The sequence below is a fragment of the Aeromonas genomosp. paramedia genome (assembly GCF_023093515.1).
Classification (GTDB): domain Bacteria; phylum Pseudomonadota; class Gammaproteobacteria; order Enterobacterales; family Aeromonadaceae; genus Aeromonas.
In genome coordinates this window covers 105455-128052 of the sequence record NZ_JAAROG010000016.1, presented here as the reverse complement: position 1 = coordinate 128052, position 22598 = coordinate 105455, and the positions used below count along the sequence as shown (strand labels likewise).

The following is a 22598-nucleotide window of genomic DNA, read 5'->3' as shown; positions in this document are numbered from 1 at the left end:
AAAAATGACGGGACATGTATTAATTACTGGTGGTGCAGGGTTTATTGGTTCTAATTTGGCATTGAAGCTGGTTGCATCTGGTTTCTCAGTAACTGTTTTGGATAATTTATCCCCGCAAATTCATGGCGATGATCCAGAGTTATCGCCTCTCTATTGTGCTATTAAAGATAAAGTTACTTTTATCAAAGGCACTGTTGAGTCAAGAGAGGATTGGTTAAGGGCATTGGTAGGGGTAGATATAGTCGTACACCTGGCAGCTGAGACTGGCACAGGGCAATCGATGTATCAAATCAAGCGCTATAGTGATGTCAATATTGGTGGTAGCGCGATATTTCTCGACTTATTAGCTAATCAAAAGCACAGCATTAAAAGAATGATAATTGCTTCTTCACGCTCTATCTATGGAGAGGGTAAGTACCAGTGTAAAGAACATGGCATTGTATATCCGACTGCGCGTGATGATGCAGCTATGCTGCAAGGGGACTTCAATGTCAAGTGTCCTTTATGCAATACGGATGTAGAATTGTTGGCGACAGATGAAAAAAGTAAAATTCATCCCTCATCTATTTATGGTGTCACCAAGCAAGTTCAAGAACAGATGTTTTTAATCACCGGTAAGAGCTTGGGTATTGATACAGTTGCACTGCGCTTTCAAAATGTATACGGAGCAGGACAGTCACTGTCTAACCCGTATACTGGTATTTTGTCAATATTTTCTACACGAATAAAGAATGGAAATGATATTAATATTTTCGAAGATGGTAAAGAGAGCCGAGACTTTGTCTACATTGATGATGTAGTCAACTCCATTATTTTAGCGATACAAAGTGATAAGGCTGCAGGTAAGGCCTACAACGTAGGCGCAGGTATATGCACGGATGTACTCACAGTCGCTACAACCCTTAAAGATATCTATCAGAGTGATTCCAAGATTAACGTCAGTGGTAATTACCGTGTTGGTGATATTCGTCACAACTATGCTGATTTGACTAGGGTTCAAAGGGACCTTGGGTTTGCGCCACGCATCAACTTTGAGCTGGGAATGAAGATGTTTACCAGTTGGGTTAATTTGCAGGATGTGCAAAGTGACCGTTATGAGCAATCCATAGATGAAATGAAAAAGAAAGGCTTATATAAATAATGCTATTCTCATGTTGTGCCTTGGATATCTTAATAATCAAGGCACTTCTCTTGGTATTGGTAGATAACATGAACGATTTGGCTGGTAAAAAAGTTCTTTTTATATGTCCGCGTTTTTTTGGATATGAATATGAAATTAAGAGTGGCTTGGCAAAATTAGGTGCTCAAGTTGACTATTATGATGAGAGGCCATTTAATTCCTCTATTGCAAAGATATTGAATAGGCTTAACTTTAAAACTGTAATTAAGAAGAGTATTTCGGATTATTATTTTGATATTTTACAAAATGCAGTAGCCGTGGATTATGACTACCTCTTGGTGGTGGCTCCGGAAACGATTACTGCTGATTTTATAAATGGTCTAAAGTTAAACAATACAAGAATAAAGACAGTTTTATATCTTTGGGACTCAATAAAAAATAAAAAAAACGCTTCCGATTTGATAGAGTATTTCGATAAAGTTGTTACCTTCGATAAAGTTGATGCTTTAATGGACTCCAGGATTAGTTTTTTGCCATTATTTTATGTAGATGCATATGCTAAAAGTGTAAATGAACCTAAAGATTGCCCCTATCAGTTTTCATTTATCGGAACGGCTCATAGTGGTAGATATAATCTAGTAACAACCATTGCAGATAGTCTGGGGATGAAAAAAGTAAGCAACTATTTATTTTTCTATTCTCCTAGTAGGTTATTGTTTATTCTAAAGAAAATATTTACTAATGAGCTAAATGGAATTTCTCTTAGAGACATATCTTTTAAATCAATGACATCAGAAGAAATAATATCTGTATTGGCTGATACAAAAGTTGTGATTGATATAGAGCATCCCAATCAGAATGGATTAACGATGCGAACCATTGAAATGGTAGGGATGCAAAAAAAATTAATTACTACTAACCGGAATGTTATGGAGTATGATTTCTACAACCCTAATAATATACTCGTAGTTGATAGAGAAAACCCCCATATAGATATTTCTTTTATGCATTCTGAATATCATGATATTGACGATGCAATTCGTGAAAAATATAGCTTGTCATCATGGCTGATTAATTTGCTATCATTAAAATAAGATAATAGCTTCTTATCGTAGGGGGATTTATGATCTTGTTGACCGGGGCAACTGGATTTGTTGGAAGGGCAATTCTTAAAAATTTAATTAAAAACATGAGGTTTTCTGTTCGAACTTTTGGACGTTCCCTACCATTTTCTGAGCCTGATCTAACTCAGCATGTATATGGAAATCTTGATGCCGATGCTGACTATACAGGTGCATTACTCGGTTCGGATGTTGTAATTCATTGTGCCGCTATGGCCCATGTTCATAAAGATTCTACAGATAAAAAGAGTGAGTTTAATAGAGTTAATTGTGCTGCGACTATAAAGTTAGCCAAGCAGGCCGTAGAACAAGGTGTTAAACGATTTATATTTATTAGTTCAATTGGGGTGAATGGTGGGCATAATCAGCAAAGAGCATTTCGTTTTGATGATATCTCCCAGCCTTGGGATGAATACACGCAATCAAAATATGCCGCTGAATTAGGGTTACAGCAACTCGCTAAAGAAACTGGACTAGAAGTGGTCATCATTCGCCCGCCGTTAGTGTATGGTGCTAATGCACCCGGTAACTTTGGTAAATTGGTTCAAGCAGTGAAGGCGGGTAAGTGGTTACCGCTTGGAGCAATTCATAATCAGCGAAGTTTTGTCGCACTTGATAACCTGGTCGATCTGATCATTACCTGTGTCACCCACCCTCATGCTACCAATCAGACCTTTTTGGTTAGTGATGATCAGGATGTATCAACCACTCAGTTACTTGAGAAGATGAGCCGTGCTGTGGGTAAATCTCCACGATTATTGCCGGTGCCAATGAGCTGGTTACGATTGGCAGGAAAGCTAACGGGTAAGCAGGCTGTGATTGATCGGTTGTGTGGTAATCTGCAGGTCGATATCAGCCACACCAAAACAATATTGGGTTGGCAGCCACCGATATCGCTGGAAGAAGGAATTAAACGCTGTTTTATTGAGGATAAAGAAGGATGTTGATTAGAACGCTTGATTTTTTTGCAGCATTTTGGGGCTTGTTATTGCTTTGGCCTATTTTGTTGGTCGTCACCTTGATCGGCCTGTTTGATACCGGCTCGCCAATTTTTATACAAGAACGTGTCGGACGACGTAAGAAACCGTTTAGGTTGATTAAATTTCGTACCATGTCGGTCGATACCCAGTCGGTGGCGAGCCACTTGGCGAATACAAGTTCGATCACCAAGCTAGGGGCCTTTTTACGCAAGACTAAAATTGATGAACTTCCACAACTGATTAATGTGCTTAAAGGTGAGATGAGCTTGGTTGGGCCGCGACCTAATCTTTTTAATCAGGAGGAGCTGATCAGAGAGCGTGATGCCTTGGGAGTTTATGAGGTGTTACCCGGGATTACCGGCTTGGCACAGGTACAAAATATCGATATGTCGACTCCTGCATTGCTTGCCAAAACAGATCGGCAGATGATCGATACCCTAACCTTAACTAGCTACTTTCGTTATATCATCATGACGGCAACCGGCAGCGGAGCTGGCGATGCGGTTGGATCGAAATAGTATTACGCCGAGTTACTTCACCTTATCTTTCTTACCGTTATTAACGAGATGGTGCCACTATGTTGACCTCTTTCTTGGCTATCCCCCGTGTTTATAAACGGGGGATTAGCATATGTGCTGATTTGCTATTGCTAACTTTGGCATTCTGGGGCGGTTATTGGGTGCGATTGGATGCCAATATTCCGTTACAGAGTGTGTTGCACTGGCAAATGCTGGGGTTGTTGCTGCCAATCACTATAGTCATATTTATGCGCTTGGGGCTGTATCGTGCGGTCTTACGCTATGTCGGTTTCAAGGTGTTGTGGACTGTGTCACTTGGCGTTCTACTTTCCACCATGTCTTTGGTCATGCTGGCGTTTTTTATGGAAGTGCCACTTCCCAGAACGGTATCGGTTATCTATTTTGCTTTTTCGGTGTTGCTGATTGGCGGTGTGCGGCTGTTTTTCCGGGCGCTGGTACATCGTAGTGGTCAGCAACGGGTAGCGGTTCTGATTTACGGTGCTGGATCTTCCGGGCGGCAGTTACAACTGGCGTTGAATCAAGGGCAGGAGTACCTGCCAGTGGCATTTGTCGATGATGATCCCGCTTTGGTTAAAACTGTGATCCAGGGAGTGAACGTTTACAGTACTGACGCTATCGAGGCGTTGATCGAACGCTTTGATATTAAAAAAATCTTGTTGGCCATGCCGAGTGCTTCGCGTAGTGTAAGGCAAGCTGTGATCAATCGACTGGAACAATGCCCATGTCAGGTTCTCTCTATCCCTGGTATGGCCGATCTGGTTGAGGGGCATGCTCATATCGATGAGCTTAAAGAGGTCAGCATTGAGGATTTGTTGGGGCGTGATGCGGTTGCCCCGATCCCTGAGCTGATCAACGCCAATATATCTGGCAAGCGGGTGATGGTGACGGGGGCGGGCGGTTCTATCGGCTCTGAATTGTGTCGTCAGATAATTCGTTGTAAGCCCGCGAAACTGGTGCTGTTTGAGCTGTCTGAATATGGTTTGTATGCCATTGATAAAGAGCTGCAAGAAATCATTCAGCAAGAAGGGTTGCAGGTTGAGATCGTGCCATTGCTGGGGTCGGTGCAGCGGCAACATCGTTTGCAAGCGGTGCTGAGCACCTTCCAGATCCAGACGGTTTACCATGCTGCGGCTTACAAGCATGTACCCCTTGTTGAATACAACGTTGTTGAAGGGGTGCGCAATAATGTGTTTGGCACCCTTTACTGTGCACAGGCAGCCATCAGAGCAAAGGTTGAAACCTTTGTGTTGATTTCGACTGATAAAGCGGTGCGTCCCACTAACACCATGGGCACCACCAAGCGATTGGCCGAACTAGTGCTACAATCGTTGGCTGCCGCGCAGCGGCAAACCCGTTTTTGTATGGTGCGTTTTGGTAATGTACTGGGCTCATCTGGTTCTGTTGTGCCACTGTTTCGTAAGCAGATCCGCGATGGTGGTCCCTTGACCCTGACTCACCCCGATATCATTCGTTATTTCATGACCATTCCTGAGGCGTCACAGCTGGTGATCCAGGCTGGAGCCATGGGGCAGGGGGGGGATGTGTTTGTGTTGGATATGGGGGAGCCGGTCAAGATCATTGATTTGGCGCACCGGATGATCCGCTTGAGTGGCCTTAAGCTCAAGAGCGACAAGCACCCCACTGGTGATATTGAGGTGAAGATCACCGGCTTGCGCCCCGGTGAGAAGCTGTTTGAAGAACTGCTTATTGGTGAGCAGGTTGAGGGCACAGCCCACCCCCGGATCATGAAAGCCTCTGAGTTAATGCTGCCATGGCCACAACTGCGGGCGTTTTTGGCCGAGCTCGATAGCGCGTGTTTCCGCTTTGATCATGAACAGATTCGTAGTCTGCTGTTAAGTATGCCGACCGGTTTTAATCCGACCGACGGAATCTGCGATCTGGTATGGCAGGCAAAAAACACTTTGCAGCATGAACCGCACTTAACAATGGTCGATGAGATTGATTTCTTAAATTCAGAAACTCATCAACCAGCTCATTAATATCCTTGGCCGGAAGACATCTATTCCGAATGTCTGCGAAAGGTTAGCGGGATGTAATGACAAAGGACTGTGAAGGGTATCTCCCTTACCTATAAAATCAGACCTGTTGGCTTGACAACTCGAACCTCAGGGCTAGCTGATAAAAGTGATCACCGGCACCATCTTCGATGTGGCAGTCGATCTGCGCGAGGGTAGTACGACTTATGGTCAATGGGTTGGCGTGCAGCTCTCGGCGGAAGACGGGGGGCTGTGGATCCCTCCCGGGTTTGCCCACGGCTTCTATGTACAGAGCGAATGGGCCCATGTGCTGTATAAATGTACCGACTATTATGTTCCCGAGCTGGAGGCATCTCTCAACTGGTCGGATCCGACGCTGGCTATTGCGTGGCCCCTCATGGACAATGTGCCATTAATCTTGTCTGACAAAGACCGTCACGCCCCTTTCTGGAAGTAACTTCATCATCTTTAGAGCTCAGTATGAACAAACAGGTATTCGATAATTCTGGCAAACAGTTACCTCAGGGTTGGCAAGCATCCGCCGGCGACGAGATAGATATGCGCGAGCTGATCCTGGTGTTATGGCGCCAGAAGCTCCTGATCCTGCTGGTCGCAGGTGTATTTGCCGCAGCAGGTATCGCTTATGCCCTTGTGGCACCTCAGGTCTGGGTCAGTCAGGCCGAGATCAAGCAGCCCACCCTCAAGGAGATGGAATCGCTCGAACTCAACATCAACCAGCTGATTAACGCTCAGATACCGGCGACCGCCTTCACCGCCTTTGACAAGAAGGCGCTCTACGGTGATTTCGTCAACAACTTCAACAGCTTCAATAACAAGCGTCAGTTCCTGATGGAGAAAGGGTATCTGGACGCCGAGGCGGCGCAGTCCGGAGTAACGGACGCGAAAGGCAAGCGACTGTTGCTAAAGTCGATGACCGAAGGGATCAGCGCCAAGGCCCCGGACAAACAGCGCGAAGATGTCACCCTCTCCTTCGCCGCAGGCACGGCGGCCGAGGCCAAGGAGCGTCTGGAGCAATACATCGCTTTCATACAGATGCAGGAGTCGGCGGCCAAGGGCAAGGAGCTAGACACCATCTGGCAGAACCGGATCAAGACGCTGCAGACCCAGTTCGAGAGTGCCAAAATAGATACCCTCAAGCAGTTGCAAGACGATATCCTGCGTACCGAGTACGGTCTTCGCATCGCCCAGGTGGCCGGACTGGAGGCGCCGGTGCAGAACCTGCAGGAGCAGGGCAGCCTGCCCATCGATCTGGGGGCTCGCGCCTTGGCCGAAAAGCTCAAGATCCTCAAGGAGATCAAGAACCCCGAGTTCATGAACCCAGGGATCGGCGATCTGCGCCTGCAACTGAGCAGCTTGCAGGCCATCAAGCTCGAGGAGCTGCCCTTCCAGTCCTTCGCCTATCTGGCTTCGCCGAGTGAACCCCTGAGCCGTGATAAGCCCAAGCGTTCCTTGGTCGTGGTCCTGGCTACACTGCTCGGCGGCATGCTGGGCGTGGGCATAGTGCTGGTGCGTCATGCGTTTCGCAGGCCAGAGCCGGCATGATGGCAAGGAAGTGAACAGGGGGGCGGTTGCCCCCTTTTACGTATTGGACGCTTGGTGACGACACCATGGAAATGACGCTGCAGGGATCAGGGACGATGAGGACAACAACAGGGATCTTTGGCTTGGTCAGCATCCTCTACTGGCTGCTGGGCATGCACTTTTTCATGCACAACCCGGGCGGGGCCGGGCTCTACCTGCCCTTCAACGCCTGGGGCTGGATCTTCGCGAGCCTGGTGATGGCGCTGGGACTGTGGCAGGTCACCCTCAACCAGCGGCTGGTGGTCTCGCCGCTGCTGACGGTCCTGTGGCTGGGGGCCTTGCTGCTGCTGTTGCCCATGGCTTATCCGGGCTTCGAGCTCAAGGACTATGCCATCCCCCGTCTGCTGGGGCTGTTTGCCGGTCTGCTGTTTCTCGCTTGCCTCTATCAGTGGCGACTGGACCGTCAGATGCGGGATCGCTTGCTCTACCTGCTGCTGGGGGCGGTCGCCATAGAGGCGATGCTCGGCCTGGTGCAATACTACCTGCTGGTGCCGGGCAACTGGATTGGCTATGACACCAGGACCAATCGCCCCTATGGCATCTTCCAGCAACCCAATGTGATGGCAAGCTTTATGGCAACCGGGCTTGCCCTGGCGATATGGCTTCAGATGCGAGGGCACGCCAACCCCTGGCTCAAGGTGCTGCGTCATGCCGTGATCCTGGCGACCGCCTTGCTGCTGGTGGTGCTGCAGTCCAGGGTGGGCCAGCTGGGAGGCGCCTTGGCCCTGATCCTGTTGCTGCCGCAGTTGCATCGCGAGCGACAACTGGGCCGGGTGCTGGGACTGGTTGGGCTGGGCATAGCGCTCGGGCTGGCTTCCCAGTACTGGATGGTTGGCGCCAAACGGGGGCTGGAGATGTATCAGTCCGGCGGCATGAGATCCATCTACTGGCCCTATGCCGCCAGGCTGATTGCCGAGGCGCCCTGGACCGGCTGGGGCTATGGCAGTTTCGAGTCCGTGTTCCTCCAGCATTACATGGCGGACAAGGCGCTCAATCCCGCCATGGCGCAGATCGAGTACAACCTGGATCACCCCCACAACGAGTTTCTCTACTGGGCGGTGGAGGGGGGACTGGCCCCCATGCTCGGCATGGCGCTGATGGGCGGGGCCCTGCTGTGGCGACTGGGTCGGGCTGGCTGGGTCAGAGGGACTGCCTTGCTGGCCCTGGTGATCCCCATACTGCTGCACACCCAGACCGAGTATCCCTTCTACCATGCCATCGCCCTGTGGTGGGCGCTGCTGCTGCTCATCCATGTGCTGGATGCGGAAGTGGAGGAGGGGGGGACCGCTGGCCATGCCAACTGGCGGGAGCATGTCTATCGCCCCTGGCTCTTGCTGCGTTTCCTGGCCATTGGCATTCCCCTGATCGTCGTTCCCTTCATGCTGACTGCCCTGCATACCGCCTGGGTGGTGACCAAGTATGAGCGCGGCGGCTACAAGCAGCCTGCGCTCTTGCTCGACATCGTCAACCCCATGGCCTGGCTGACCCGGGTGGAGTTCGACGTCAATGCGGTGCGCCTGATGGTGGGTTTGCAGGCCAACAACAAGGCGGAGCTGGAGGCCTATCTCGACTGGGGGCAGGCGTTCGTGCGCCATACCCCCAGGGCCAACATCTACGCCAACATGGTGATCGCCCTCAATGCGCTGGGACGGACCGAAGAGGCCAGCCGCCTGCGCACCCAGGCGCTGATGCTCTATCCGGGTGAGCCCTTGCTCACCGCCTCGGCGGCCAAGTCGGTCGCTTCGACCCTGGAGCCCAAGCCCTCCTCATGAGTGGGCCGGGCGCCGCTTCTCCTTCTCCCATCACGGCCGCCCTGCGGCCGTGATCATTTCCACCTCAGGCAAGCTCACAGTCAGGATCGGCGGTGTAGTCTCCCGAATGGGGATGGCGGGGCCGCGCAGGCGCGGTGCCGGCGCCATCGGGTCTCAGTCGTCATCGGAGTCGACATAGTGAAGAAGATTGCATCCATCATTACCAGCCTGCTCATCCTGATGGGCACACCGGCCCTCGCAGGCACCAGCGCCCAGGTGGAATACGGCACAGTGCAAGAGAGCCGCATCCTGACCCAGGAGGTGGCGCCCCAGCAGGGCGGAACCCGGCCACTTCGTACCATAGGGGCCGCCGCCCTGGGGGCAGCCGTCGGCAGTCAATTTGGCGGTGGCTCTGGCCAGACCGTCGCCACCACTGTGGGGGCAGTGGCGGGGGCCGAGGCTTCCCGTCGCCGTCAGGGCAACCAGCAGAGCGTGCAGGGCAAGCAGACGGTCGAGCTGCTGATCAAGACCGAGGCAGGCAAACTGCTCAACGTCGTGCAGGATCAGGATCCCGCGCTCACCTTCAACAAGGGGGACAAGGTGCGCATCCTGACCACGGGAACGGATACCCGGGTCGACAAGTCCGTCTAGGCGCTGCCTGGTGCTGGCTTCCTGGCGGTATGGTGTTGCCCCCTGGTCGTGGCCGGGTTGTACGATGTTTCATCAAGGGTTTCATCGGCTCGCAAAAATGCGGTTCCGTGCTGGACGGCGAGAGCGCCTTGGCTAAGATAACGGCCTTAACGTTTGGCAATGGAGGTTGACGTGGAGATAGTACTAGGCCCATTAGAGGCTCGCGTGATCGGCTGCCTGATAGAGAAAGAGATCTGCACGCCGGATCAGTACCCTCTCTCTCTCAATGCACTGGTCAATGCCTGCAACCAGAAGAGCAATCGTGAACCCGTGCTCGAGCTCGCCGAGCTGGATATCCGCGCCGTCATCGACGAGCTGATCCGCCGCCGCCTGGTGGTCAACACCGCTGGCTTCAATGCCCGGGTGCCCCGCTATCAGCACCGTTTCTGCAACACCGAGTTCGGCGAACTGAAGTTCAGTGCCCAGGAGCTCGGCATTATCTGCGAGCTCCTGCTGCGGGGCCCCCAGACCCCGGGTGAGCTGCGTTCGCGCACCAACCGGCTGTGCAGCTTCGACGATGTGACCGAGGTGGATGCGGTGTTGGCCGCGCTGGTCGAGCGGGGACCCTATGTGGTCAAGCTGCCCCGGGAGCCGGGCAAGCGGGAATCCCGCTATGCCCACCTGTTTGGCGGCGAAATCGATCTGGAAGCCCTGGCCGAGGCCGCTCCCGCCAGCAGCTATGCCTCTCCTACCGCAGATCGCCTGAGCCAGCTGGAAGAGGAAGTGGAGCGCCTCAAGTCGCAGTTGCAGGCTCTGGAAGCCCGTCTGACGCACTTGGAAGGCTGAATCCGGCGAGTTTGCTTACCCCATCAAGAGGCGCTGCGGCGCCTTTTTTCATGCCCTGCTGGCCGCCGCAGAAGAGGGGCTGCCCGGCCCCCAGCCCCCGCTTTTATGAGCCTGACCGCTTTTTTTGTACTAATTCGCGGTTAAGGGTCGAGCCGCCGCCGCTTTCCCGTTAAAATTCCGCCTTTGCACCTGCCCGCGAGTTCTGATGTCAGCCTTCACCCTCTCTTCGGATTGCCATGCCCTGCTCAGCGAGCTGCAACTGCAGCGCGCCGCCAGTACCCGTTATTTGCAAGACACGCTGTACCCACAGCGATCGCCCGGGCAGGCGCTGACGGAGATGCTTAACCAGTTGCAGCAGCAAGGGCTGATACGGCTGCGCACCGAGCAGCAGTGGAGTCTGACGGCGGAGGGCACCCTGACCCTGATCCTGGCGGTGCGGGGAGGGGCCTGCCCCATGCCGGACTGGACGCGGGTCCCCTCGGTCACCGGCCAGGAGATGGCACAAGGAGTGGTGCGCGAACTCTGCCTGGGGGAGGCGGGGCAGATCCCCGCCTACTACCAGAGCGCGGATCTCTTGAGCCTGCTGGACCTGCCCGATGCCCACCGCCTGCTGCCGGGCTCAAGCCCTGCCTGGCAACAGCTGCTGCTGGAACATTTCGCCCTGCAGACCCTGCTTGATGCCGAGCCTGACGCGTGCTGCCCGCTGGCGTCCGTGACCGTGGCCTGCGCCCCGGCGTTGGCAAGCCGCCTCGAGGCGCTGGCCAGCGAGTGGGACTGGCTCTGCGGCCCGCTGGCCGGCGAGGTGACCACTCACTGGCCGGCTCTGCAACAACTGGCGGAGCAGGGAGATGAGCAGCCCCTGGCGGAGCGGTTGCTCGGCGCGCTGGGGCAGTGGCAGGCCGTGGCGGCGCACGAGCCCTGGCCCAGGATGTTCAGCGCCCTGCTCTGGCTTGGCTGGCTGCAGCAGGCCGATCCCGTGCTCGCCAGCGAGCAGCGCAAGAAGTGGCAGCGCAGCCTTGGCAACCATTTCCCCCTGCTTTCGGATCTGCTGGGACAGTGGGCCGGTGATCGTCACGGTCAGGCGATAGGCCTGTTCGATACCCTGCAACTGCCGCTGGAGGAGCTCCACTGGGGCTACCTCTGGCTGGATCTCTGCGCCCTCGCGCGCCACGGCGAGCAGAGCCCCCAGGTGGCCATACTGCACAAGTGGGATCTCTCCCATGTGCTGGAGGCCGAGCCCCGCCATCGCCTGATGGCCTTCTGCCAGGATCTGTTGCGCCTCTTGCTGGGGGAGGGGGCCGAGTGCCCCCCGTTGCAGCAACTGCGTGCCACCGCGGCTCCCGAGGCGGCCAGCGACGCCGAGGATGAGGACAAGACCCCCGCCTCGGCCAGCTGGCTCAACTGGTTGCAGGGGCTGGGGCGCTCCAGCGGCGTGCGCAAGGCGCAGGAGCGGCTGGTATGGCTGCTCCATGCGGAAGGGCCCGAGCTCGAGTGCAAGATCCAGAAGCAGAGCACCAAGGGGGAGTGGACCGCCGGGCGCCGGGTCGATCCTGCCCTGCTCTCCACCCAGTATGCCGCCCTGCTCGACGAGGCGGACTGGGCCCTGGTGCGCACCCTGCCACGGGGCATGAGCAAGCTGCCCCGTGACGCCTGGGCCCCCCTGGCCAGCCATCCGCGCCTGTTCAACGCCAAGGGGCAGAAGCTGCAACTGGCCATCAGCGCCCCCTTGCTGCAGGTGGTCGCCACCGAGCAGGGCATGAGCGCCGTTTTGAGCCCGGCCGCCGCGGCGCGCGGGGCGCACATAGTGCCCCTGGCCCAGGATCTGTGGCAGCTCATCCTGACCCCGCAGGCGCTGCTGGACAGACTGCCTGCGCTGGAATCCATTCCGCTGCTGCCGGACGAAGGGCTCGCCGAGCTGCAACGCACCCTGGACGACATTCCCGAGCTGCCCTGGCACAGCCAGGTCGAGGGGCTCGGTGGCAATGCCGAGCTGACCCCCTGGCCCGGAGTGCCCTCGGTCCAGCTGGACTGGCAGGATGGTCAGCTGGTGGTCCAGCTGGTGACCCGGGAGGGGGAGCTGCCGCCGTTGCCCCTTGGCAAGGGGGAGGCCATAGTGCGCCAGGGCGTCAGGGACTATCACTACTGGCAACGGGATCTGGCCGCCGAGAAGGCCGAGGCCCAGTTGCTGCGCAACCAGTTGCCCATCGGCCTGCCGGGCAACGAATGGAAGCTGGACGGTGAGCAGGCACTGACCCTGGTCAATGCGCTGCCCGAGCTGGTGGACGCCGGAGTGGTCGTTCACTGGCATCAGGACAGCGCCCGTCTCAAGAGCCTCGACGAGGCGGCCCTGAGCCTGCGTATCGAGCGTCGCCAGGACTGGTTCCAGGTGGAGGGGGCGCTGGCGCTGGACGAGCACCAGATCCTCGACTTGCGCCTCATCCTGCGCCAGCTGACCCCGGGTCAGCGCACCGTTCAGCTCGACGAGAAGACCAGTCTGATGCTGAGCGACAAGCTGGTGGAGCGCCTCACCATGCTGGGGGCCATGCTGGATACCGAGCAGCGCATCAACAACAAGCTGGCCTACCCCCTGGCCCGCCTGCTGTCGGCGGTGACCACGGCCGGGGATGATGCCTGGCACTCCCTGCAGCAGGAGTGGCAGCAGGAGGTGGAGTGTGCCCCCGAGCTCCTGACGGCGCTGCGGGACTATCAGAAGGAGGGGGTGCGCTGGATGGCGACCCTGGCCCACCATGGCTTCGGTGCCTGTCTCGCCGATGACATGGGCCTTGGCAAGACGCTGCAGGCGCTCATGGTGCTGCGCATGCGCCAGCACCTCGGCCCCGCCCTGGTGGTGGTGCCCAAGTCCGTGGTCACCAACTGGCAGGAGGAGGTGACGCGGTTCGCCCCCGAGCTGGAGGTGGTGGTGTTCGAGAATCCCGCGGAGCGGGAGACCCTGATCCAGGAGGCCAAAGCGGGCCAGATCATCCTGGTCAACTACGGCATGCTCGGCAGCCTGGCCCAGTCCCTCAAGTCCCGCCGCTGGGCGAGCATGGTGCTGGACGAGGCGCAGCAGATCAAGAATGCCGGCACCCAGCGTGCCAAGCTGCTGTTCCAGCTCGAGGGGGATTTTCGCCTTGCCCTCTCCGGCACCCCCATCGAGAACCACCTGGGCGAGCTGTGGAGCCTGTTCACCTTCATCAATCCGGGCCTGCTCGGCAGCCTCGGCGAGTTCAAGCGCCGCTTCGGCAAGGCGGTGAAGGATCCCCAGCACATGGCGCTGCTGCGGGCGGTGATCAGCCCCTTCATCCTGCGCCGCCTCAAGCAGCAGGTACTGACCGAGCTGCCGGACAAGACCGAGATCATCCACCACATCAGCCTCTCCCCCGAGGAGCGTCAGCTCTACGAGGCGACCCGGCGCGAGGTGGTGCAGCAGGTGCAGAGCGCCGATGGCCGCGCCCTGATGCACGTGCTGAGCGGCCTGACCCGCTTGCGGCGGCTCTGCTGCTCCCCCGAGCTGGTGATGCCGGAGTGGTCCCAGACCAGCAGCAAGCTGGACGAGGCCATGGCGCTGCTGGAGGAAGCCATCGATGGCGGGCACAGGGTGCTGGTGTTCAGCCAGTTCGTCGATCTGCTGAGCCTGCTGCGAGCCCGCATCGAGCAGCGGCAATGGGACTACTGCTACCTGGACGGCGGCTGCTCCGCCAAGTCCCGTCAGGAGTCCATACTGCGTTTTCGTCATGAACCGGTTCCCCTGTTCCTCATCAGCCTCAAGGCCGGGGGCACAGGCCTCAACCTGACCCAGGCCGATACCGTGCTGCACCTGGATCCCTGGTGGAACCCGGCGGTGGAGGATCAGGCGAGCGATCGGGCCCACCGCATGGGCCAGACCCAGCCGGTGACCGTCTATCGACTGGTGTGCGAGCAGACGGTGGAGGAGAAGATAGTGGCGCTGCACGACGAGAAGCGGGCCCTGGCCGATGGCCTCTTGAGCGGCCAGTCCGAGGTGCGCGGTCTGGATGTGGAGAGCCTGCGGGCGCTGCTGATGGGCTAGGCGCGGCTCTGCCTGCCTGGGTGCGAGAGGGGGATGGTCCTGGTGGCCATCCCCCTCTCTGCTTCAGGGACTCATGATCCGGCTCTGGCCAGGAGGCGCTAGCCCTGATAACGATAGAGGTGCAGCCGCTCTATGATGGCTTCGCCGCCAATCTTGCGATCCCGCCGCGCCTGGCGCAGCTTGGGCGGATAGTGGCCGAGGTGGGTGACGGCGGGTTGGGTATCCGAGCAGAGCAGCAGGGGCAGGCTCGCCTTGAGTTGCTGCTTGCGCGGCTCCCTGTCCTGCCAGAGCAGGTTGATCATGGGATGGGTCTTGACCGGCCGGCGGATCCGCAGCTGCGCATCCGCCGGCAGGCGGCGGATGTCGTACACCTCCTGATCCACCATCTTGCTCCACTCCTCGTTGCTGGAGAGCGCCGGCACATAGCGGCGGCTGCGCTCCAGCATCTCCAGCACCTGCTCGCGACTGAGGCGGCTGATGCTCTGCTTGTCGGCCCAGGTGAAGCCGAGGGAATGCAGCTCTCCGGTGAGCAGGGTCAGCTTGCGATAGACCTGCAGGGTGATGACCCCGGGCAGTGCACCGTGCACCAGTTCGAACTTATCGTCCCGCCCGCCGGCGGCCTGCACCAGCGCCTTGAAGGCGAGCTTGTGGCCGTTGATCTCGTCGAGCAGCGGCTGCAACAGGGGGGCGCTGGCGGCGGGGAAGCGCAACCAGCCAGGCAGGCGGTGAGTCGCCTTGGTAGAGCAGCCGGGGCGGGCGCTGTGATCCTGAAAGGCGGCCAGGGTGGCGGCCAGCGCCTCCTCCCCCGAGAGATAGCCCACCTCTATGGCCTCGATGGGATCGTGCTCTTCCCCTTGCGGCACGGCGGGCAGGGGATAGACATGGGCCTCCAGCAACTCGAGCTGGCCGAGCTGTCTGGCGAGACGGGCAAGGGCGTCTTCCAGTTCGTCCATCTGTTGACGCAGGGCGGCGGTGGGGGTAAAGGTGTCCATCGGCATATCCTGTCTGTTCCCCCAATTCGTTGCCCGAAAGGTGACGATCAGGGGGCATGATTAAAGTACTGTATAAATAACCATACCAGTATGACGGGAAGGCGCCAAGTGCCGCCTTTCAAGCGCCGTCCGGGGGTGGCAGCCCTGGTCGCCTTCCAAGGGTTGCCTGTCTGTATCATCCTGTTAAATAACGATCTTTAAGTGATCCAACGATTAACAATTGGCGCCTGGGCCGAGGTAACCGCGTCCTGCCTGGCACTCGGGCTCTGCATAGCTAACGTGGGAAACTGCATAGTTAGAAGCCGATGATGCAGGAGAAAATGCTGTTGGGCAGAGGGAGGGAATGTCTTGTTAATATTTTACATATAAATCAATGTTTTGTGTTTCACCCCATGGCGAGATCAGCCATTACTTTTACTAATCCCATGTATCAAAATTCGTCAATTGAGGCACCTCCTCGCCCTGACTAAGCTTTGCGCATCAAATCCGAGCCTTGCGCAGAACTAGAGAGAGGAGCCATATCATGGCCAACATGACTTATACCGAAGCCGGTTACCAGGATTCCAGCGAATCGAATCTGGTTGCTCGCGTCAAGATGACCGTCCTGACCTGGCTGGAACGCAGCCGCAGCCGTCGCCAGCTCTCCGAGCTGCCCGCCTACCTGCTCAAGGACATCGGTCTGAACGAAGCTGACCGCTATCAAGAGACCACCAAGCCGTTCTGGCGTGGTTGATCAGCCGGGCATGGATGCCTCGTTTTCTTTCTGATCTGAACGGCTCTGCCTGATGCTCTTCGCCCCCAGACGGGCCTGATTTTTCCCCTGTTGCCGCTTCCTGTTTTTCCCCTTGTCTGTTTTTCCTTCTGTTTGCCCCCAGTGGCATGAATTGTCATCATCCCTCGCCAACTTTGTATCCTTACTGTTTGAATTTGTTTAAAAACTGATTTTAAGCCCGGCTGCCTTGCGTATAATCCGGCCATGGCATTCCAGACAAGAGGGTGAGATGGATGATTCCCCAGCATGACTTTTTGGCCCTGACCCGCCGCCACGAGTGGCAGCTCGAGCCCTTTGCCTTCGACCTGGCCAACGGCACCCGGGTGAGCGTGTGGGACACCGGCGTGCTCTGCCTGGAGCCCGCGCCTGGGTTGCCTGGCGGGCGCAAGGACATAGTGCTCTCCTGCGGCATTCACGGTAACGAGACTGCCCCCATCGAGATCTGCAACCAGCTGCTGACCCGGCTGCTCAGCGGGGAGCTTCAGGCCCGCCACCGGGTGCTCTTCCTCTTTGGCAACCCTGCCGCCATGAACCAGGGGGCGCGCGAGGTGGAGGAGAACATGAACCGGCTCTTCAGTGGTGCCCACAGCAAGGGGGAGGGGCTGTGCAATCGGGAACGCATTCGCGCCATGCGCCTGGAGCAGTATGTGAGCCGCTTCTTCGCCGATCCCGCCCGGCCCCGTTATCACTACGATCTGCACACAGCCATTCGCGGCTCCCGTCACGAGAAGTTTGCGGTCTATCCCTTCCCCCACGAGCGGCCGCACTGCAAGGAGCAGGTGCAGTTCCTCGGGGCCTGCGGGGTGCGCACCATACTGCTCTCGAGCGGCCCGACCACCACCTTCAGCTATTACAGCTCGCACCAGCATGGCGCCCATGCCTTCACGGTGGAGCTAGGCAAGGTGCGCCCCTTTGGCGAGAACGACATGACCCGCTTCATCGAGGCGCGTCAGGCGCTGCAGGAGCTGGTGACCCAGGATGAGGTGGCGCTAGAGCCCTGGCGGGCGGATGACTTCACGATTTTTGCCATCGAACGGGTGATCAACAAGCAAACAGCCGAGTTTCGTTTCCTGTTTGCCAGCGACGTGGACAATTTCACCGAATTTCCCCAGGGGTTTGTGCTGGCGGAAGACGGGGATCGCCAGTACAGGGTAGAGAAAGCGCGGGAGGCGGTGGTCTTCCCCAATGCCAACGTGGCCATCGGCCAGCGGACCATGCTGCTGGTGGTGCCAACCCGCCTGTGGTCGTGATCTGAGCCCCTCTTTTCACACCAACCCTGCGCCCCTGGCGGCGTGGCCAGGATGGACGTGATCCCGAACTCGCCCTGACAGGGAGCCCGAAAGGGCTCCCTTCTTCGTTTCTGCTCGCCGAAAATCTCATCTTCTTTCTGAAATTAAAGAAGTTTCTACTGGTCTTACCTGAATGAATCACGTTGCCCTTTGCTTAACATCTTATTTACATTCTAAGGGTCACCTCATGGTGGTGACGCTGACAACGGCAAGGAGCCAGTTATGACCCATGTCGACATCCCCTTCCTTCGTTACCTCGATGAGGAGGGGCGCCCGGTCGCGACACTGCCGACCTGGCTGGACAAGGCGATGCTGCACACCTTCTACCGCAACATGGTGATGGTGCGCAGTTACGACAAGAAAGCGATAGCACTGCAGCGAACCGGCAAGCTCGGCACCTTTCCCTCCCACCTGGGGGCGGAAGCGGTGGGGATCGGGGTCGGTCTCGCCATGCGGCCGGAGGATGTCTATGTGCCCTATTACCGGGACATGCCCACCCTCTATGTGCGGGGCGTGCCCATGGAGCAGAACCTGCAATATTGGGGCGGAGATGAAAGGGGCAGTGTCTTCTACAAGGCCGATGGCGAGTTGTCGGAAGACTTGCCCATCTGCGTCCCCATCGCCACCCAGATCACCCATGCCGCCGGCATAGCGGCCGCCTTCAAGCTGCGCAACCAGCCCAGGGTCGCCGTGGTGACCATAGGGGATGGCGGCACCTCCAAGGGGGATTTTCTCGAGGGGCTCAACTGTGCCGGCGTCTGGCACCTCCCCATGGTGATCATCATCAACAACAACCAGTGGGCCATCTCGGTACCACGCAAGCTGCAGTCGAGCGCGCCTACTTTGGCTCAGAAGGGCATAGGGGCCGGGGTGCGCAGCCTGCAGGTCGATGGCAACGACGTGGTGGCCGTCTATGAGGCGACCCGTGCCGCCGTGGAGCGGGCACGCAGCGGCAAGGGGCCGACGCTGATCGAAGCCGTCAGCTACCGGCTCGGGGATCACACCACGGCCGACGACGCGACCCGCTATCGCGAGGCCGCCGAGGTGGAAGCCGCCTGGGCCAAGGAGCCGGTCAAGCGGCTGCGCCAGTTCATGTTTGAGCAGGGCTGGTGGGACGAGCACCAGGAGCAGGCGCTGCTGGCGGAGGCGGGCCGGGAGGTCGAGCGTGCCGTCGCCGCCTATGAAGGCATGGCGCCGCAGGCGCCGGAAACCCTGCTCGATTACCAGTTTGCCGAGCTGCCGCGGGAGTATCGTGCCCAGCGTCAGCGCATCATCGCCAAGGGCATGCAGCAGCGCGGCGGGGAGACACACCATGAGTGACATGACACTGCTCGAAGCGATCCACCTGACATTGCATCACGAGATGGTTTTGGGTCTGGGGAGGCTGCATGAGTGAAATAACGCTGCTCGAAGAGATCCACCTGACATTGCATCACGAGATGGTTTTGGGTTCGGGGAGGCTGCATGAGTGAAATAACGCTGCTCGAAGCGATCAATCTGGCGCTGCATCACGAGATGGAGCACGACCCCGATGTGGTGGTGCTGGGTGAGGATGTGGGGGTCAACGGCGGGGTGTTTCGCGCCACAGTGGGGCTGCGCGACAAGTTCGGGTTCAAGCGGGTGATAGACACACCGCTGGCGGAGGGGTTGATCGCCGGGGTGGCGGTCGGCATGGCGACCCAGGGACTCAAACCCGTGGCCGAATTCCAGTTCCAGGGCTTCATCTTCCCCGGCATGGAGCAGATCATCTGCCAGGCGGCACGGATGCGAAACCGTACCCGTGGCCGGCTCTCCTGTCCCATCGTCTACCGCTCCCCCTATGGCGCCGGCATCCATTCGCCCGAGCACCACAGCGAGAGCGTCGAAGCTCTGTTTGCCCATATTCCGGGTCTGAGGGTCGTCATCCCCTCCAGCCCGAGACGGGCATATGGCCTGTTGCTGTCGGCCATTCGCGACCCGGATCCCGTGATGTTCTTCGAGCCTGACCGCATCTACCGCTCCATGAAGTCGGACGTGGTGGATGACGGCGTCGGCCTGCCGCTGGATGTCTGCTTCACCCTGAGGCCCGGACGGGATCTCACCGTGGTTGCGTGGGGGGCCTGCATCCAGGAGGTGATGCGAGCCGCCGCCCTGCTGGCGGAGCAGGACATCCAGTGCGAGGTGCTGGATCTCGCCACCATCAAGCCCCTGGACATGGAGAGCATCCTGGCCTCGGTGCGCAAGACCGGGCGTCTGCTGGTGGTGCACGAGGCCTGTGGCAGCTTCGGGGTCGGTGCCGAAATCGTGGCGCGGGTCACCGAGGAGGCGTTGACCTCCCTCAAGGCGCCGCCAAAGCGCCTCACCGGGGTGGATGCCGCCGTCCCCTACTATCGCAACGAGGAGTATTACCTCATCACCGAGCAGGATATCGCGGATGCGGCTCACCAACTGATGGAGAACAAGTGGCTATGACGTCTCTCAACTGTTGGCGCCCAGGCGCCCGAGCAAGGAAGAGCCATGAAGTCGGTCAATCTTTGGTGATGTTCCCGCGGATGGAGAACTGGTCATGAAATTTTTCAAATTACCGGATCTGGGCGAAGGCTTGGCCGAGGCCGAGATAGTCGAATGGAAGGTCAGTGCCGGCGATACCGTGAGTGTCGATCAGGTGCTGCTATCGGTGGAAACCGCCAAGGCGCTGGTGGATGTGCCCTCGCCGGTGGCGGGGGTGATCGCCAGGCTGTGCGGCCAGGAGGGAGACATACTCCACATCGGTGCTCCCCTGGTGGAATTCGAGGGGGGGGAGGACGACGGTACTGTGGTGGGTAAGGTCAGCGCCCATCAACGGCACATCGAGGATCACTTCGTGGTGGGAGCCATGGCGCCCGGTGGCGCCCTGGTGCAGGCCATGCCGGCGGTACGTCTGCTGGCGCAAAAACTGGGGCTGGACATCGACAGGCTCAAGGGCACTGGCAGCGCCGGCATGGTGACCGAGCAGGACGTGCAGAGCGCCTTCGAAGCGCTGCAGAGCAGCGGCAACGAGTTCCTCAAGGGCTCGCGCCGGGCCATGGCCAAGGCGATGGAGCACTCCCATCAGACTGTGGTGCCGGTCAGCATCACCGACGAGGTGGACCTGCGTCACTGGCGGGCAGACGAAGACGTGACGGTGCGCCTCATCAAGGCCATCGGGGTGGCGTGTCGTGCCGAGCCCTCCATGAATGCCTGGTTTGACGGGGATACCCTGTCAAGACGGCTGTTCAGGGAGGTCAACGTGGCCATCGCCGTCGACTCCAAGCACGGGCTCTATGTGCCGGTGATGGAGAACGTGGCCGAGCGGGAGCGGGCGGACATACGTCACGGACTGGATCGGATTATCGCCGACGTGAAGGCGCGCGCCGTGCCGCGGGAGATGCTGCAGGGGGCGACCATCACCCTCACCAACTTCGGTGCCATCGCAGGCCGCTATGCCAGCCCTATCGTCACGCCACCCCAGGTGGCCATCATAGGGGCGGGCAAATTGTTCGAAAAAGTGGTCTTCATCCATGGGGAGGCGCGGCCGGTCCGGGCACTGCCCTTGTCGATGACCTTTGACCACAGAGCCTGTACCGGCGGGGAGGCTGCGCGCTTCCTCAAAGCCCTGGTTCAGGCACTGGAAGCGGCTGATGCGTAAGTGATTGCACCCTGCCCCCGGCGGGGTGCAAATTTGGTTGCGTAATCGACAAAGGCACGTATAATCTAAACCAGCTTGAAAGGGCGTTAGTTATGTCAATGAATATGATGTTTTGCATCTTTTCCTGTTGTTCATAAGTTAATCCCGTTTTTGAGCTTTATCCGCTGAAAAGCATAAGTAATTATTTTGAATACAGGTTAAAGATATGTCTAACATGATCACCGGTACCGTTAAGTTTTTCAACGAAACCAAAGGTTTTGGCTTCATCCAGCAAGAAAACGGCCCGGACGTTTTCGTTCACTTCAGCGCTATCAGCGGTAACGGTTTCCGTACCCTGGCTGAAGGTCAGCGCGTACAGTTCTCTGTGACCCAAGGTCAGAAAGGCCCGCAGGCTGAGAACGTAACTGCTCTGTAATTCTTACAGAATTTAAGAAAGCCGTGGTACCTCTGGTGCCACGGCTTTTTGTTTTATGGCATATTCATAAACCACCTTTGCCAATGACCATCATCATGCTCCCATCACTCTTGTTGACCGTGGTGCTTGCCAATACTCCTGTGCCGGATCCCGCGGCCAGCGAGGCCGTGACCGTGTGCCAGCAATTCGTGCAGGTCCGTTTGGGCAAGGCAGAGCAGCCCGAGGAGATCAAGGCGCAGCCTGTCCCGAAGCGGGCAGGGGAGTGGCTGATCGATGGCAAGGTAAAAGGACCCGAAGGTCCTTTGTTGTTTGCTTGTCTGCTGCGGCAGGGAAAGCGCTGGGAATTGCTCAACTTCTCGCTCTGGGCGCCGCAGGAACTCAATTCGGCTTGAGTGCCACCAGCAGGTGCTGAAGATGCTCCAGCATGGTCATGCCGAAGGGGGTCAGATAGCCGCCATCAACGGCACTGATCATGCCTTGGCTGTGCAGGCGCTGCGCCGCCAGGCACAACTCTTCAGACATGTCGCTGCGTAACTTGATCCCCAGACTCATGTTGGCCGGATCAAAGCATGCCAGTATTTTCAGCTCATTCACAAAATCGTCAGAAACCTGGTCGATCCCACTCATGGATGCACTCCTTACGCTAAAGATGTATGCAAACTAGCATTCCCGGTTTGACTTTAGTGGGCGCTGGCTCAAAGTATTGGGCTTTGTCTGGGCCGGCTGTGCCCGAACGCTGCTTTTTTGGCCGGAAGCCTCACGCCCCAGCTGGCTGGACGAGCAGAGTCCGCGTGCCGCTAAACATGGTAGAATGGTCCCTCTTTTGTCCCCCTGGCCAGGTATGAACCCA

General features: G+C 57.5%; 20 protein-coding genes. 18 read left to right on the top strand and 2 right to left on the bottom strand.

Annotated features, from left to right (window positions below):
- The first annotated feature begins 4 nt into the window (after positions 1 to 4).
- The 11 genes from HB860_RS10565 (at position 5) to HB860_RS10515 (ending at position 14634) form a co-directional block, all read left to right on the top strand.
- Positions 5 to 1141, top strand: coding sequence for an NAD-dependent epimerase/dehydratase family protein (locus HB860_RS10565; RefSeq protein WP_247626602.1), 1137 nt, complete (start codon positions 5 to 7; stop codon positions 1139 to 1141).
- Positions 1142 to 1209: 68 nt separating this feature from the next.
- Entirely contained in the window at positions 1210 to 2214 is a 1005-nt protein-coding gene (locus HB860_RS10560; RefSeq protein ID WP_247626601.1) for a hypothetical protein, read from the top strand.
- A gap of 29 nt (positions 2215 to 2243) precedes the next feature.
- Positions 2244 to 3188 carry a UDP-glucose 4-epimerase family protein gene (locus HB860_RS10555; RefSeq protein WP_247626600.1) on the top strand — a complete coding sequence of 315 codons (945 nt, stop codon included), beginning with the start codon at positions 2244 to 2246 and terminating at the stop codon, positions 3186 to 3188.
- Positions 3182 to 3739 (top strand): sugar transferase, encoded by a 558-nt coding sequence (locus HB860_RS10550; RefSeq protein WP_247626599.1) that lies wholly within the window; start codon positions 3182 to 3184, stop codon positions 3737 to 3739. The genes HB860_RS10555 and HB860_RS10550 overlap by 7 nt, the downstream gene beginning before the upstream one ends.
- 59 nt (positions 3740 to 3798) lie before the next feature.
- On the top strand, positions 3799 to 5760 hold the full coding sequence (locus HB860_RS10545; protein ID WP_247626598.1) for a polysaccharide biosynthesis protein: 1962 nt from the start codon (positions 3799 to 3801) through the stop codon (positions 5758 to 5760).
- 145 nt (positions 5761 to 5905) lie between these two features.
- The gene (locus tag HB860_RS10540) at positions 5906 to 6214 is read left to right on the top strand and encodes a dTDP-4-dehydrorhamnose 3,5-epimerase family protein (protein WP_247626597.1); all 309 of its coding nucleotides are present in this window, start codon (positions 5906 to 5908) and stop codon (positions 6212 to 6214) included.
- 23 nt (positions 6215 to 6237) lie between these two features.
- Positions 6238 to 7320 carry an LPS O-antigen chain length determinant protein WzzB gene (locus HB860_RS10535; RefSeq protein WP_247626596.1) on the top strand — a complete coding sequence of 361 codons (1083 nt, stop codon included), beginning with the start codon at positions 6238 to 6240 and terminating at the stop codon, positions 7318 to 7320.
- A 95-nt stretch (positions 7321 to 7415) separates the two neighbouring features.
- Complete coding sequence (locus HB860_RS10530; protein WP_247626595.1) at positions 7416 to 9131, top strand: PglL family O-oligosaccharyltransferase; 1716 nt, start codon at positions 7416 to 7418, stop codon at positions 9129 to 9131.
- A 177-nt stretch (positions 9132 to 9308) separates the two neighbouring features.
- On the top strand, positions 9309 to 9761 hold the full coding sequence (locus HB860_RS10525) for a glycine zipper 2TM domain-containing protein (RefSeq protein WP_247626594.1): 453 nt from the start codon (positions 9309 to 9311) through the stop codon (positions 9759 to 9761).
- A gap of 171 nt (positions 9762 to 9932) precedes the next feature.
- Positions 9933 to 10586: a YceH family protein gene (locus HB860_RS10520; protein ID WP_247626593.1), complete on the top strand. Its 654-nt coding sequence runs from the start codon at positions 9933 to 9935 to the stop codon at positions 10584 to 10586.
- A gap of 205 nt (positions 10587 to 10791) precedes the next feature.
- The gene (locus HB860_RS10515; protein WP_247626592.1) at positions 10792 to 14634 is read left to right on the top strand and encodes a DEAD/DEAH box helicase; all 3843 of its coding nucleotides are present in this window, start codon (positions 10792 to 10794) and stop codon (positions 14632 to 14634) included.
- Between the two features lie 98 nt (positions 14635 to 14732).
- Here HB860_RS10515 and HB860_RS10510 read toward each other — a convergent pair whose 3' ends face one another.
- Entirely contained in the window at positions 14733 to 15626 is an 894-nt protein-coding gene (locus tag HB860_RS10510; protein WP_247626591.1) for a DNA replication terminus site-binding protein, read from the bottom strand.
- Between the two features lie 523 nt (positions 15627 to 16149).
- Between HB860_RS10510 and HB860_RS10505 the strand changes: the two genes are divergently transcribed.
- The 7 genes from HB860_RS10505 (at position 16150) to HB860_RS10475 (ending at position 22140) form a co-directional block, all read left to right on the top strand.
- Positions 16150 to 16359, top strand: a complete 210-nt coding sequence (locus HB860_RS10505; protein ID WP_005331430.1) for a DUF1127 domain-containing protein — start codon at positions 16150 to 16152, stop codon at positions 16357 to 16359.
- Positions 16360 to 16631: 272 nt separating this feature from the next.
- Positions 16632 to 17648, top strand: coding sequence for a succinylglutamate desuccinylase (astE, locus tag HB860_RS10500; protein ID WP_247626590.1), 1017 nt, complete (start codon positions 16632 to 16634; stop codon positions 17646 to 17648).
- 261 nt (positions 17649 to 17909) lie between these two features.
- Positions 17910 to 19007 (top strand): pyruvate dehydrogenase (acetyl-transferring) E1 component subunit alpha, encoded by a 1098-nt coding sequence (gene pdhA, locus HB860_RS10495; RefSeq protein ID WP_247626589.1) that lies wholly within the window; start codon positions 17910 to 17912, stop codon positions 19005 to 19007.
- A gap of 144 nt (positions 19008 to 19151) precedes the next feature.
- The gene (locus tag HB860_RS10490) at positions 19152 to 20138 is read left to right on the top strand and encodes an alpha-ketoacid dehydrogenase subunit beta (RefSeq protein WP_234569727.1); all 987 of its coding nucleotides are present in this window, start codon (positions 19152 to 19154) and stop codon (positions 20136 to 20138) included.
- A 94-nt stretch (positions 20139 to 20232) separates the two neighbouring features.
- On the top strand, positions 20233 to 21333 hold the full coding sequence (locus HB860_RS10485) for a dihydrolipoamide acetyltransferase family protein (RefSeq protein WP_247626588.1): 1101 nt from the start codon (positions 20233 to 20235) through the stop codon (positions 21331 to 21333).
- Between the two features lie 205 nt (positions 21334 to 21538).
- Entirely contained in the window at positions 21539 to 21748 is a 210-nt protein-coding gene (locus tag HB860_RS10480) for a cold-shock protein (RefSeq protein WP_005331438.1), read from the top strand.
- A gap of 95 nt (positions 21749 to 21843) precedes the next feature.
- Positions 21844 to 22140 carry a hypothetical protein gene (locus tag HB860_RS10475; RefSeq protein WP_139434913.1) on the top strand — a complete coding sequence of 99 codons (297 nt, stop codon included), beginning with the start codon at positions 21844 to 21846 and terminating at the stop codon, positions 22138 to 22140.
- Here HB860_RS10475 and HB860_RS10470 read toward each other — a convergent pair.
- Positions 22127 to 22375, bottom strand: a complete 249-nt coding sequence (locus HB860_RS10470; protein ID WP_139434838.1) for a TIGR02647 family protein — start codon at positions 22373 to 22375, stop codon at positions 22127 to 22129. The two genes, HB860_RS10475 and HB860_RS10470, sit on opposite strands and share 14 nt — an antisense overlap.
- Positions 22376 to 22598: the final 223 nt, after the last annotated feature.

Coding starts and splice junctions, on each gene's coding strand:
- HB860_RS10565 (WP_247626602.1), top strand. CDS start 5: ATGACGGGACATGTATTAATTACTGGTGGTGCAGGGTTTATTGGTTCT.
- HB860_RS10560 (WP_247626601.1), top strand. CDS start 1,210: ATGAACGATTTGGCTGGTAAAAAAGTTCTTTTTATATGTCCGCGTTTT.
- HB860_RS10555 (WP_247626600.1), top strand. CDS start 2,244: ATGATCTTGTTGACCGGGGCAACTGGATTTGTTGGAAGGGCAATTCTT.
- HB860_RS10550 (WP_247626599.1), top strand. CDS start 3,182: ATGTTGATTAGAACGCTTGATTTTTTTGCAGCATTTTGGGGCTTGTTA.
- HB860_RS10545 (WP_247626598.1), top strand. CDS start 3,799: ATGTTGACCTCTTTCTTGGCTATCCCCCGTGTTTATAAACGGGGGATT.
- HB860_RS10535 (WP_247626596.1), top strand. CDS start 6,238: ATGAACAAACAGGTATTCGATAATTCTGGCAAACAGTTACCTCAGGGT.
- HB860_RS10530 (WP_247626595.1), top strand. CDS start 7,416: ATGAGGACAACAACAGGGATCTTTGGCTTGGTCAGCATCCTCTACTGG.
- HB860_RS10515 (WP_247626592.1), top strand. CDS start 10,792: ATGTCAGCCTTCACCCTCTCTTCGGATTGCCATGCCCTGCTCAGCGAG.
- HB860_RS10510 (WP_247626591.1), bottom strand. CDS start 15,626: ATGGACACCTTTACCCCCACCGCCGCCCTGCGTCAACAGATGGACGAA.
- HB860_RS10505 (WP_005331430.1), top strand. CDS start 16,150: ATGGCCAACATGACTTATACCGAAGCCGGTTACCAGGATTCCAGCGAA.
- astE (WP_247626590.1), top strand. CDS start 16,632: ATGATTCCCCAGCATGACTTTTTGGCCCTGACCCGCCGCCACGAGTGG.
- pdhA (WP_247626589.1), top strand. CDS start 17,910: ATGACCCATGTCGACATCCCCTTCCTTCGTTACCTCGATGAGGAGGGG.
- HB860_RS10490 (WP_234569727.1), top strand. CDS start 19,152: ATGAGTGAAATAACGCTGCTCGAAGCGATCAATCTGGCGCTGCATCAC.
- HB860_RS10485 (WP_247626588.1), top strand. CDS start 20,233: ATGAAATTTTTCAAATTACCGGATCTGGGCGAAGGCTTGGCCGAGGCC.
- HB860_RS10480 (WP_005331438.1), top strand. CDS start 21,539: ATGTCTAACATGATCACCGGTACCGTTAAGTTTTTCAACGAAACCAAA.
- HB860_RS10475 (WP_139434913.1), top strand. CDS start 21,844: ATGCTCCCATCACTCTTGTTGACCGTGGTGCTTGCCAATACTCCTGTG.
- HB860_RS10470 (WP_139434838.1), bottom strand. CDS start 22,375: ATGAGTGGGATCGACCAGGTTTCTGACGATTTTGTGAATGAGCTGAAA.